This window comes from Salinibacterium sp. SWN139 (assembly GCF_015864625.1).
Classification (GTDB): domain Bacteria; phylum Actinomycetota; class Actinomycetes; order Actinomycetales; family Microbacteriaceae; genus Rhodoglobus.
In genome coordinates, this window is sequence record NZ_JADYWV010000001.1 from 443,995 (window position 1) to 455,989 (window position 11,995).

Below are 11,995 nucleotides of genomic sequence, written 5' to 3' on the forward strand. Positions count from 1 at the left end.
GAGAATTGTGCCGTTGAGCGCTGAGAAACAGACCCGTTGTGAGCTCCAAGTTACGTGGTCCACCCGCCACAGGAAATACGTGGACGTTACGCCAAGGCCTATGCCGAGGGCGGCGACAATCGCTCCGGCTGGAAGTCCTACAGCCGTTCCCGAGACGACTAGCCCGGCACTCGCGTAAGACGCGCCGCCTCGGCTATAGGCGCTATGCGCCCTCCGCAATCGCCCGGGCGGCAGCAGCATCCGAAGTTCGCCCCAGTTTTTCGAGACTTTCGGCGAGATCGAACGCGGTGATCTGACGCAATTGAGCGTGCTCGGCGGCCTGTTCCATCACTGAGTTCAGCACGGCGACGGCTTCATCATGGCGGCCTTCGGCGGCGAGCACACTGGCCACAAAGCGTTCACAGTTGGCGCCGGCAATGGGGTCTCCAGCAGCACGGTATTCGTCGGCGGCGGTGAGGGCGAGGCTGACAGCTTTCTTGGGCTTGCCCAGGCTAGCGAGAGCTCGCGCCTTTGAGTCGGTGACATCGGCGTGCAACCAGTCGGCGCCGTGTTCAGCCGCGAGAGCAAGCACCTCATCGAGCTGCTTGAGGCCTTCCTTCTTGCCCGCTTCAGCGTGTGCGCGGCCTGACTGGTGAAGCACCCGCACGAGAAGGTTGAGGTTCTCGGGGGTGGCGCGGGCGTGGGTTACTGCTTGTTCAAGCAACGCCGCAGCGCTGTCGTGATCACCGTGTTGCGCGTGCAAGCCAGCGTTGTCAGCGAGCGTGCGTGCCGCGCTCTGAGTGTCTTCAGCTTCGAGGTAGAGCTCGGTCGCGGTCTCCCACGTGCCCACGGCGGAGCCTGGTTCACCGGCATCCGCGAAGCCATGGCCGAGCCAGTAGAGGGTCTCACCGCGGCTTCCCGCGGGGGCCTCAGCCGCAGTCTCTTCTTCATACAGCGAGAGCAGCAGGTCAATGCCTTCGGATGACTCGCCGGCGCGAACCAGGGAGCGGCCGAGGGCGTAGCGCGCCCCCACGGTGTCGATCTCGAGGCGCTCGGCGTAGCGAACTCCGAGGCGGAACCGGCTGGCGGCATCCGAGAACGCTTCTGCCTCGTCGTAGAGTCGGCCAGCAAGAATGGTCATGTCGTGCAGGGGGCCGACCGCGTCGATCGCGTGAGCACACTCAGCGGCGGCATCAGCGCTCGCGGCAGCCTCAGCAAACTCACCGCTGCCGCCCAAGATGCGAGCCCGCAGAGCGTGGGCGTGCGCCAGAACACCGCGATTGGATGTCGACTCCACGAGCTCGGCGACGTACGCGAGTGCGCCATCGGTGTCGCCCGCGCTCGCCGCGAGGTCGGAGAGATACCGCAGCGCGTGGTCGCGCAGCAGAGGCACATCTCCTTCTTTAGCGTGGGTGAGCGCGGTGGCCGCGAGCTCGGTAGCCGCCTCGAGGTTGGGTTCGTCGCCGCGCAGCAGCACGCTCAGCAGCGATACTTCCAGGTCAGCTTGCTGGGCGGGAGCGAGGGCGCTTGACGCGTCCACAGCGATACGGAGGGCATCGAGGTCGTCCTGTTCGGCACGGCCAAACAGCGAGAGACCGAGAAGTTCTTCGAGGGATGCTTGAGCGTCATCGCCATGCTCGCGCAGCGCGGGAATGCGGGTGGCGAGCAACGCTTCGGCTTCGGCGAGATCACCCGAGGCGACGAGTCGCGCGATCAGCGCACTGAGCGCGGCGGTGTGTTCCTGGCCCGTCGTGAGCTCGACTGCAGCGCGCGCGGCGGGCAACGCGGGGGCAAGCCAGCCGATCGCGATCAGTTCTTCGGCGCGCAGCAACCAGCCGGCGCCATCCGTCGGTTCGTCATCGGCGGGCGTGCCGAGGCCGAGAGTTTCGCTCGTGAGAGGCAGGTCGAAGTGTTCGTTGGCGAGTTCGTGTGCTTTCTGGATGCGGTGGGCGCGGTAGTCGTTGCCCGCGCGTTCGTCGAACTGGTCGCCGATCTTTGCCGCGGCAGCCCACATGGCGGCGGCGAGTTCTTCGGCCGTCCACGCACCATCGTGTTCTCCGAAGAGCCCGACGAGTTCGCGGTTCTCCGCACCGCGAACGGTCTGGGAACCGAAACCGGCGCGGGTCACGGCGTCGAGAAGCACTCCGGCAGCCACGAGGCCCGAGAACTGGTTGTCGGCGTTGAGTTGGTCATGCACGAACCACGAGAGGTGGCGTTCGAGCATCGCCAAGCCGCGGGCTTCGTTGCCGGTGACGGCGCAGAAGATGAAGTGGTTGGCGATGATTCCGAGGTTGTCGGCGTTGTCGCGGGCGAGCGTGTAGCTGCGAAAGTGGGCTGCCTTGGCATCGTCAAGACGGCCGACGCGCAGGTAGGGAAGCAGCGCACGGGAAAGTGCCGCTTCGGGCTCGTCGCCGCAGTTATAGCCGCCGGCAATGAGCTCATCGAATAGCACGATCGCTTCAGCATCGCGGCCGGTTTCGGTGAGGAACCCGCTTGAGTCGCTGCGCACGCAGGCATCGCAGTGGCTGTATTCGTCGCGCGGGGTAGCGATCAGTTGGGTGCGAAGGGCCTCGGCACGCTCGAGTTCGCCGAGGCGCCACGCGGTTGAAAATTGTGACGTCAAGACTCCGCTTTGGCCGATTCCTGCGGCGCGGTAGTGCGCTTCCATGTCGGCGAGCGCGCCATCGATGTCGGCAGTGTCGAAGATGGGCGAGCTTGCGAGCGAGCTGGCAATCCATTTGAACTGCCACATGAGGCCGGCACCTTGGTGACCAATGTCATCCGGAAAACGCACCGGATCTTCGTCGTGTTTAGCCAAGCACCACGCGAACGATGACAGCAGTACTTCGGTGTCGCCGCTCATGTTGGCGGATGCCGTCAGCCGCACCCGGGCGCGGTATTCGAGTTCTTCATCCCCGATTTCGACCGCCAGCGCGACGGCCTCTTCGACGCGAGCACGTTCCTCGGGGCCATACGCAATGGAATCAATTTCGCGGAACAGTTCGGTGATGCGGTCGGCGCTCATAGGGGAGAACTTTCTGGGAGGGAATCACCGAGTGCGACACTCATGGCAATCAGATCGGACATTGAATTGGTCATCATGGCGCGGTCGCGCACGCTGAGGGGGCGTTGGCTCGTGAGCAGTGCTTGAACGTAGAGCAGCTCGATGGTGCGGGAGAAGACGGCGTCGTCGCGCAGGGTCGAGAGGGTGACGACAACGGGGTTGTTCCAGTTGAGGCAGAGGCGCGCGAGGCTCTTGCTGGTGCCGTCGCTCGCGAGGCGGTCCTCGGCGAAGGCATCCATTTTGCCGAGCACGTTCTTCCACAGCCCCGGGCGACTGATCTCGCGGGCGGTGCGGCGGTCGATGGAGCGCAGCACTTCGGGGTCGGCCAAGTAGAGGCCCGTGACGTCGGCGGCGGGCACTCCGCGCACGATCACGGCGCAGTCAGCATCGGCGAGCACGGCACTGGCGCGGTCTTCGAGCTTCGCGACGACGCTGCGGACGTCCAGCGGGGGTACTTCGAGAAAGTCGAGCTCGTCGAGCACGCTCACGCGATCGACGGTGAGGCCGTCCACAATCGTGGGCAGCATCCGCGCGATCTCGGTGTCGTAGATGTAGCCACCGTTGATCACCGGGCGGTCGGGGCTCGCGATACTGGCGATCTGGCGAAATTCGTCGACCGTTTCGGCGTAGCGCAACTGCGTGTGGTCGCGCGTGAGGCTTTCGATAGTCATGCGCCCGAGAGTGGTTTCAACGCTGAGCCAGGGCGTGATGAACTTCGCGAGCTCTTCGTCGTGGATCACGAGCGACTTGAGAGCGAGCGCATGAATCTGCACAAAGTCGTTCAGCTGGGCCGGATGCCGGGCCGCCAGCTCCAGCACCCACTGCCGCAGCACGGTGCCGATGGCGGTGCGCGTGTGCTCGAGGATGTCGTCGTCGACGAGCGATTCGCGGCTGGCCGTGGGAGTGAGTGCGGTGCTGTTCAGCACGACGCGCACGAAGAACGCCCAGTCAGGAACGAGCGCATCCACGTTTTCGCTCAGCAACATGCGGCCGAGGTAGACGCGGTTCGCCTGCCGGGCGCCGGGCGGCGGCGAACTCGGCAGCACGTACGCAACGCCGGTGGTGTTCGTGCCGGGCACGCTCAGCGGGATCGCGGCAAAGGGCTCCACGCCCAGTAGCTCGCTGCCGTACCGGAGCAGGTCGGATGCTGACGCCGTGTGCGCCTCGAGAAACGGAGCCTCGTGCGTCACGGTTTCGGTGCCGCCGCCGGGCAGGTCAACGCGCACGCCCACGGGCAAGAACTCGGCGAAGGTGCGAGCGAGCGCCAACACCGTGGGGGTGCTGAGCAGGTCGTGCTGGTCGAAGCGCGGCTTGAGCGACACGGTGGTGCCGATGGGCAGGTCGCCCTCCAACTCGCGCACGCTGAACGTGCCGTCGCTATTGCCGATCCATTCGACCGGGGCTGAGCCGCGAGCGGAGCGTGACTGAATCACAATCTGATCCGCCACCATGAAGCAGCTGAGCAATCCAATACCGAACTGGCCGAGGTAGTCGCTGCGAGGCAGATCAAAAATGTCGCGTTTGGATGATCGGCCCACGGTCGACAACAGCTCAGTCATCTCGGCGGCAGTGAGTCCGACGCCGTCATCCTGAAACTGGAAAGTGTCGTTGTGCTCGCTGAGGGGAGTGATGCGGATGCCGCGGCTCGCGTCTGCGCCTTCGAGCTCTGCTCGCGCGGCCAGGGCATCGCGCCCGTTCTGCAGTAGCTCACGCAGATACACCCGCGGACTGGAGTAAATGTGCTTGCTAAGAAGGTCGACGACCCCCGTGAGATTCACTTGAAAGGACTGGAGATCGTCTCGGGAATCGGCGTTCACTAGAAAAGTCTCTCACTTGATCGCCAATCTCTCGAAGTCCACAGCATTCACCTAGCCACGGACGGGCGTACGGGTATAAAGTTGAGTCATATCAACTCAAGTTTGCGGAGGGTTTGTAAATGGCGAACATGCAGGGTGCCCCAAGTACCGATGAAGAGCAAAAGAGTGCTCTTGAGCAGTACGGCGTCAATCTCACCGAGATTGCTCGCAGCGGCAAGCTCGACCCCGTTATCGGGCGCGACGCTGAAATTCGCCGCGTGAGCCAAGTGCTGACGCGCCGCACGAAGAACAACCCTGTGCTCATTGGTGAGCCCGGCGTCGGAAAGACGGCTGTTGTCGAAGGCCTCGCTCAGCGCATCATCGCCGGCGACGTTGCCGACTCCCTCAAAGACAAGCAACTCATCTCCCTCGACCTCGCTGCCCTCGTCGCCGGTGCCAAGTACCGCGGAGAGTTCGAAGAGCGCCTCAAGGCTGTGCTCAAGGAGATCAAAGACTCTGACGGCCAAGTCATCACCTTCATCGACGAACTCCACACCCTCATGGGTGCTGGCGGCGGCGACGGCTCGGTTGCGGCATCCAACATGCTCAAGCCCATGCTGGCTCGTGGCGAACTGCGACTCATTGGTGCCACCACGCTCGACGAATACCGCCAGTACATTGAGAAGGATGCCGCGCTTGAGCGCCGCTTCCAGCAAGTATTCGTCGGCGAACCTTCGGTCGAAGACACCGTCGCTATTTTGCGGGGGCTCAAGGAGCGTTACGAAGCCCATCACAAGGTGGCCATTGCCGATTCCGCTCTTGTAGCTGCCGCAACGCTGAGCAACCGCTACATTTCCGGCCGCAAGTTGCCTGACAAGGCCATCGACCTGATCGATGAGGCCGCGAGCCGTCTCAAGATGGAGATCGACTCCTCGCCCGTCGAAATCGACCAGCTCAAGCGTGCCGTCGATCGACTTCGCATTGAAGAGCTCGCTCTCAAGAAGGAGAAAGACGACGCGTCGAAGGCCCGTCTGACGAAGCTGCGCGAAGACCTCGCGGTTCAGAGCAAAGAGCTCCACGAGCTCGAAGCCCGCTGGAAGATCGAGAAGTCGAGCCTCACCGGTGTTGGTGACCTCAAGACGCGCCTTAACGATGCGCGCATCAAGCTTGACCGTGCCATGCGTGACGGCGAATACCAAAAGGCGTCCAAGCTCAACTACGAGACGATCCCTGAAATTGAACAGGCGATTGCTACCGCCGAAAGCAATGAACCAACCGGCCCTCGCATGGTCAATGACCAGGTGACCGAAGAAGACATCGCTGCCGTTGTTGCCGCCTGGACGGGCATCCCCGTCGACCGTCTCACCGAGGGCGAGACCGAGAAGCTGCTTCACCTCGAAGCTGAACTCGGCAAGCGCCTCATCGGGCAGAAGGAAGCCGTGCAAGCGGTCTCCGAAGCGGTGCGCCGCACGCGGGCCGGAATCTCCGACCCCGATCGCCCCACCGGCTCGTTCCTCTTCCTCGGGCCCACCGGTGTCGGAAAGACCGAGCTTGCCAAGGCGCTCGCTCAGTACCTCTTCAACGACGAGAAAGCTCTCGTGCGCATCGACATGAGTGAGTACGGCGAGAAGTTCTCCGTCTCGCGCCTTGTCGGTGCCCCTCCCGGCTACATCGGGTTCGAACAGGGCGGTCAGCTGACTGAGGCTGTGCGCCGTCGTCCCTACTCGGTGATCCTGCTCGACGAGGTCGAAAAGGCGCACCCTGAGGTCTTCGACATTCTCCTGCAGGTGCTCGATGACGGCCGTCTCACCGACGGTCAGGGTCGCACTGTCGACTTCCGCAACGTCATCCTGATTCTGACCAGCAACTTGGGTAGCCAGTTCATTACCGACCAAGAGCTGCCGTGGGATGCCCGCAAGGCCGCCGTTGACGACCTCGTACGCAAGTCGTTCAAGCCGGAGTTCATCAACCGTCTCGACGACATCGTGGTGTTCCAGCCGCTCTCGACCGATGACCTCAGCCAGATCGTTGAGCTCGACATCGATCGTTTGGGCAAGCGTCTCACCGATCGTCGCCTGCAGCTTGCTGTGACCCCGGATGCTCGCACCTGGCTTTCGGAGCGTGGCTACGACCCCATCTACGGCGCGCGACCGCTTCGCCGACTCATGCAGCGCGAGATCGACGACAAGCTCGCCAAGGCGTTGCTTGCTGGCGACATTCGCGACGGGGACACCGTGCTCGTGGGGCTCGCCGAGAACGGCGAAGGCCTCAAGGTGTCGCGTTCGGAGCCTGACGAGGGCTAACGCGCGCGCTTGGGCGAACTGCCTAGGCGAACTGCTTGGGCGAACTGCCTAGGCGAACCGCTTGGGCGAACTGCCTAGGCGAACCGCTTAGAGAAACATTGGCCGATCGTCGTCGTTCTCGGTATCAATCGCGAGTTCGACGACGACCGGAACGTGGTCGCTAGGGCCATCGCCTTTGCGCTCGTCGCGGTCAATCGATGCGCCCGTAACGAGTTCGTCGAATGCGGGTGAACCGAGCACGAAGTCGATGCGCATGCCCTCGTTTCTGGGGAACCGTAGGCGCTGGTAATCCCAGTAGGTGTAGCCCTCAATGTTGCGGCTGCGGAGAGTGTCGATCATCCCGGCCTCTTCAAAGGCCCGGAACGCTGCGCGTTCAGCGTCGCTCACGTGGGTCTTGCCTTCGAACGCGGCGATATCCCACACGTCATGGTCGAAGGGCGCAATGTTGAAGTCGCCCATCAGGGCGAGAGGCTGTTCCGGGTTCTCCCGCATCCACTTGGTGGCCTGAGTGGCAAGGTTGGCGAGCCACTCCAGCTTGTAGCTGTAGTGCGGGTTGTCGAGCTCACGACCATTCGGCACATACAGACTCCAGAGGCGGGCGCCTTCGACAGTGACACCCAGAGCTCGTGCCTCGATCGGCACTGTGCCGTCATCGAGCGGTTTGCCGAACCCCGGCTGGGTATTGAAACCGACCGTGACATCGTCCATCGGGAGGCGGCTAGCGAAAGCCACACCGTTCCACTGGTTGAGGCCGTGAAGTTCGACCTCGTAGCCCGCTTCGGTGAACGCTTCGAGAGGAAATTGCTCAGGCTTGCACTTGATTTCTTGCATCGCCAGAACATCAATATCTTCGCGGAGCAGCCAGTCGACGACTCGGCTGACTCGGGTTCGGATGGAGTTCACGTTCCAGGTGGCAATGAGCATGCTTCAACGGTAATAGGTCTACCCCCGCATTGGGCGACGACAGGGGCCGCTCTGCCCCGTAAAGTCTTCGTATGCAGCAAGATATCCTTCTCGACGAAGCTGCGGAAAAGGCTGACCGTCTCGACCGCCGTAACGCGACAATCGTCGCCATCTTGGGCTTCGTGGGCGTCACCATCTCGGGTGCTTTGCTGGTTTTCGGCGAGACCATCCTCTAGGGGACTCCCCAGAATAGGTATTCTGTACTCGTGACCGACGCCAAGCAACAGCTCATTGAGTACATTTCCGCCGATGCCGTGTTCCACGGTGATTTCACTCTGACGAGCGGAAAGAAGGCTACGTACTACGTCGACATGCGTCGCGTTAGCCTTGACCACCGGGTCGCTCCGCTCATCGGTCAGGTCATGATCGACCTCATTGCCGAGGTTCCCGACATTGTGGCTGTGGGTGGGATGACGATGGGGGCCGATCCGATCGCCGCGGCAATTCTTCACCAGGGTGCCGCTCGCGGCCTCACCTATGACGCTTTTGTCGTGCGCAAGGAACCCAAGGATCACGGGCGTGGTCGTCAGGTCGAAGGGCCTGAGCTCGAAGGCAAGCGCGTCATCGTTCTCGAAGACACGTCAACGACCGGCGGTTCACCGCTTGCCGCAATCGAGGCGCTCGAGAAGGTCGGCGCGATCATTGCCGGTGTCGCTGTTGTTGTCGACCGTGACACCGGAGCCAAAGAGCGCATCGAAGCTGCCGGCTATCCCTACTACTCAGCGATCGGGCTTGGTGACTTGGGGCTCACTCCGTGACCTCTGGCGACAACGGTTCGGGCGCTGGCGACGACCAGCAGCCGCGCGAGTCCTCGTTCAACTGGGGACTCACTCCTACCGAGCCCGAACAGCCCGAATCTCCTGAGGTTCCTGCGAACTCGCCTGCTCCAGAACGCCCCCACCCCTTCGTTGCACCCACGGTTCCTCAGCCAACCGCGCTTGAGGTTCCGCTTCCCCCGTTGACGCCGCCACCCGGCACTCCGCCAGCGCCTCCGGCAACTCCCGAGATTCCGGGGCTCCTTACGCTTCCGCCGCTACCAGGCGAAACCCCTGCGGTCCAGCCGCCGGCATCACCGGCGGCAGCCCAGCCAGCCGAACCGGCTCAGCCTGCCGAACCGGCGGTGCCGCCGCGCGAGCCGCTCGTTGAGCCACCACCGACAGAAGCCATCAATGTCGCCGATCTGCCCACTGGCGCTTTCGACATTTCTGACCTGCCCACGGGAGCTCTCGACATCTCCGATCTCCCGACCGGTGCAATGGACATTTCGGATCTCCCCACTGGTGCAATGGACATTTCGGACCTGCCGACGGCCGCGATCAATTCCGCTGACCTGCCGACAGCTGCGATGGATGTCGCGACTCGGCGACAGGCTCAGCTGCCGGCTTCGGTCGACGATTCGCTTGAGGGCGCGACCGAACTGTTGGGCGCACAGTCGCTCGGGGGCATCTCGGCAGAGTCGGAATCCGTCGAGCACGATGCCGTCAGCGACCTCTTCGGCGAAGACAAATTCGTGGAGTACGAAGATCAGGCGCTCGTCGCTCAGGTGCCAGCGGTCATTTCGCGGCCTCGGGTGCCTCAGCCGCCTCGGCCGCCGATTCCGCGCGGTCAACTCATCGGGTTGGCAATTGCCGGAGGCCTTGTCGCTGCACTCGCCTTGGTCGCTTTGTTCTTGGCGGGTACTCGCCTCGGTCCCTCGATGATGCCCGCTGCCGTTGCCTCCCCGACGCCGTCGGCAACAGCGACCGCTGCGGTTCCCATCGTGGGGCCGGTTGCCGTGGGCACGTATCAATGGAATGAGCTCGCCGGTGGTGAGTGCCTCGATCCGTTCGCCTCCGCGTGGGAGCAGGAATACACCGTGGTCGAGTGCGAGCAGCCACATGCGGCCCAACTTCTTACTATCGGCCAGTTCGATGACGCGGCATCCGATCCGTATCCCGAAGCCGACGCGCTCGCATCGCGCACAGCGGCAGCCTGCTCGACGGATGCGGTCATTGACTTCGCCGCGGCACAATCATTCGCCGACCTCGAAATCGTGGCGAGCTTCGCTGCAAACGCGAGCGACTGGGACGCCGGAAACCGCGACTACTACTGCTTCGCGACGCGGACCGGCGACGATGCCCTCACGGCATCCGTCGCCCAACCACAAACACCAGCCGAGTAGCGCAGCCCCTAGCGGAGCAGGTCGGCGACGCTATCGAGAACTTCGGTGGGGCGGAACGGGTAGCGGTCGATTTCTTTTTGATCGCTGATTCCGGTGAGCACCAAAACGGTGTGCAGCCCGGCCTCAATGCCGGCGACGATGTCGGTATCCATGCGGTCACCGATCATGCCGGTCGTCTCACTGTGGGCGCCGATTCTGTTGAGCGCCGAGCGGAACATCATGGGATTGGGCTTGCCGACGATGTACGGCTCCCGGCCGGTGGCCTTGGTGATGAGAGCGGCGACCGCGCCCGTCGCGGGCAGTGGGCCGTCAGCGCTCGGGCCCGTGGCATCCGGGTTGGTCACAATGAAACGGCTGCCGTTGCCGATAAGGCGGATGGCCTTCGTGATGGCTTCGAACGAGTAGTTGCGGGTCTCGCCAATCACGACATAGTCGGGGTTGGTTTCGGTCATGATGAACCCTGCCTCGTGGAGAGCGGTTGTGATGCCAGCCTCGCCGATCACGAAGGCGCTACCGCCCGGAATCTGCTGCTTCAAGAAGTCGGCGGTGGCGAGAGCCGAAGTCCAGATCGCCGATTCGGGAACGTCAAGGCCTGATGCCCGGAGGCGGGCGCTCAGGTCGCGTGGCGTGAAGATCGAGTTGTTGGTGAGAACAAGATAGGGCTTCTTCTCATCCCGCCACTGCTGGAGGAGTTCGGCAGCGCCGGGCACGGGGTGGTTCTCGTGAACGAGAACACCATCCATGTCGGTGAGCCAGCATTCAATTTCGTCACGATTCCTCATGCGCTCATGTTAGCGAACGCGGTGTGCTCTGACAGCCGCTTCGTGATGATGGCGATCGCGTCGGGATTTTGTTCCACCAACACCACGCGACGCCCTAGAGCTTGCGCGACGGCACCGGTGGTTCCGCTGCCGGCGAAGAAATCCAGGACCCAATCACCCGGTTGGCTGGATGCTTGAATAATGCGCCGCAGAATGCCTTCGGGTTTCTGGGTGGCGTAGCCCGTCTTCTCTTTACCGGTAGGGGAGACGATGGTGTGCCACCACACATCGGTCGGTAGTTTTCCGCGGGCGGCTTTCTCAGGCGTCACGAGCCCGGGAGCCATGTAGGGCTCGCGGTCGACTTCTTCGTTGTTGAAGTAATAGTTCTTCGGGTTTTTGACGTAGACGAGAATCGTGTCGTGTTTCGAAGGCCACTTCTTGGTAGCACGGGCGCCGTAGTCGTAGGCCCAGATGATCTCGTTGAGGAAGCTGTCTCGGCCAAAGAGGGCGTCGAGAGCAACCTTGGCGTAGTGCACTTCGCGATAGTCAAGGTGCAGGTAAAGGGTGCCGCGATCGTCGAGCAGCCGCCAGGCTTCCTGCAATCGGGGCTCGAGAAACTCCCAATAGTCGGCGAAGGTGTCGTCGTAGGAGTAGAGCACTCCCTTGATCGTGTCGTAGCTGTTGCCGCCGAAGCCCGTGCGACTGCCGTCAGCCGAGCGCTGAGTGCTAATTGCTTGGCGGCGTTGTGTGCGCCCCGTATTGAACGGGGGATCGATATAGATCAGCCGGAAGCTCTCGTCGGGAAGGGCGCTGATGGCCGGGAGGTTGTCGCCGTGCACAACGAGGTCAGGGCCGTCGGGGGTCCATGGTGGCTGCATCATCTGAGATTAACAGTCGCTGGCTCAGATTAATAGCAGGGTTGGGTGGGTCGCCCGAGGAGCGGAATCAGTCACAGTTGCACTACGAAA

Annotated in this window: 9 protein-coding genes; 4 read left to right on the forward strand and 5 right to left on the reverse strand. The window is 62.9% G+C overall.

The features are described from left to right. Window positions 1-202: 202 nt before the first annotated feature. Window positions 203-3,004 carry a hypothetical protein gene (locus I6E74_RS02135; RefSeq protein WP_197122593.1) on the reverse strand — a complete coding sequence of 934 codons (2,802 nt, stop codon included), beginning with the start codon at window positions 3,002-3,004 and terminating at the stop codon, window positions 203-205. Beyond that, a complete protein-coding gene (locus I6E74_RS02140) occupies window positions 3,001-4,860 on the reverse strand; it encodes an HSP90 family protein (protein ID WP_197122595.1) in 1,860 nt (619 codons plus the stop codon). Before I6E74_RS02140 ends, I6E74_RS02135 begins: the two co-directional genes overlap by 4 nt. A 119-nt stretch (window positions 4,861-4,979) precedes the next feature. Here I6E74_RS02140 and I6E74_RS02145 point away from each other — a divergent pair, with 119 nt between their 5' ends. Further along, on the forward strand, window positions 4,980-7,142 hold the full coding sequence (locus I6E74_RS02145) for an ATP-dependent Clp protease ATP-binding subunit (RefSeq protein ID WP_197122597.1): 2,163 nt from the start codon (window positions 4,980-4,982) through the stop codon (window positions 7,140-7,142). A gap of 87 nt (window positions 7,143-7,229) precedes the next feature. Here I6E74_RS02145 and I6E74_RS02150 read toward each other — a convergent pair whose 3' ends face one another. Further along, entirely contained in the window at window positions 7,230-8,066 is an 837-nt protein-coding gene (locus tag I6E74_RS02150) for an exodeoxyribonuclease III (protein ID WP_197122599.1), read from the reverse strand. Window positions 8,067-8,137: 71 nt separating this feature from the next. Between I6E74_RS02150 and I6E74_RS02155 the strand changes: the two genes are divergently transcribed. From I6E74_RS02155 to I6E74_RS02165, 3 genes are read left to right on the forward strand one after another with little or no spacing between them, the layout of a single operon-like run. Beyond that, the gene (locus tag I6E74_RS02155; RefSeq protein WP_197122600.1) at window positions 8,138-8,281 is read left to right on the forward strand and encodes a hypothetical protein; all 144 of its coding nucleotides are present in this window, start codon (window positions 8,138-8,140) and stop codon (window positions 8,279-8,281) included. 30 nt (window positions 8,282-8,311) lie between these two features. Further along, window positions 8,312-8,863: an orotate phosphoribosyltransferase gene (pyrE, locus tag I6E74_RS02160; RefSeq protein ID WP_197122602.1), complete on the forward strand. Its 552-nt coding sequence runs from the start codon at window positions 8,312-8,314 to the stop codon at window positions 8,861-8,863. Next, complete coding sequence (locus I6E74_RS02165) at window positions 8,860-10,266, forward strand: septum formation family protein (protein WP_307784357.1); 1,407 nt, start codon at window positions 8,860-8,862, stop codon at window positions 10,264-10,266. The genes pyrE and I6E74_RS02165 overlap by 4 nt, the downstream gene beginning before the upstream one ends. A gap of 8 nt (window positions 10,267-10,274) precedes the next feature. On the opposite strand, the gene I6E74_RS02170 is transcribed toward I6E74_RS02165, so the two are convergent. Further along, a complete protein-coding gene (locus I6E74_RS02170) occupies window positions 10,275-11,048 on the reverse strand; it encodes an HAD-IIA family hydrolase (protein WP_197122604.1) in 774 nt (257 codons plus the stop codon). Next, the gene (locus tag I6E74_RS02175; protein ID WP_197122606.1) at window positions 11,045-11,908 is read right to left on the reverse strand and encodes a site-specific DNA-methyltransferase; all 864 of its coding nucleotides are present in this window, start codon (window positions 11,906-11,908) and stop codon (window positions 11,045-11,047) included. The genes I6E74_RS02170 and I6E74_RS02175 overlap by 4 nt, the downstream gene beginning before the upstream one ends. Between the last annotated feature and the right edge of the window lie 87 nt (window positions 11,909-11,995).

Coding starts and splice junctions, on each gene's coding strand:
- I6E74_RS02135 (WP_197122593.1), bottom strand. CDS start 3,004: ATGAGCGCCGACCGCATCACCGAACTGTTCCGCGAAATTGATTCCATT.
- I6E74_RS02145 (WP_197122597.1), top strand. CDS start 4,980: ATGGCGAACATGCAGGGTGCCCCAAGTACCGATGAAGAGCAAAAGAGT.
- I6E74_RS02150 (WP_197122599.1), bottom strand. CDS start 8,066: ATGCTCATTGCCACCTGGAACGTGAACTCCATCCGAACCCGAGTCAGC.
- I6E74_RS02155 (WP_197122600.1), top strand. CDS start 8,138: ATGCAGCAAGATATCCTTCTCGACGAAGCTGCGGAAAAGGCTGACCGT.
- I6E74_RS02170 (WP_197122604.1), bottom strand. CDS start 11,048: ATGAGGAATCGTGACGAAATTGAATGCTGGCTCACCGACATGGATGGT.
- I6E74_RS02175 (WP_197122606.1), bottom strand. CDS start 11,908: ATGATGCAGCCACCATGGACCCCCGACGGCCCTGACCTCGTTGTGCAC.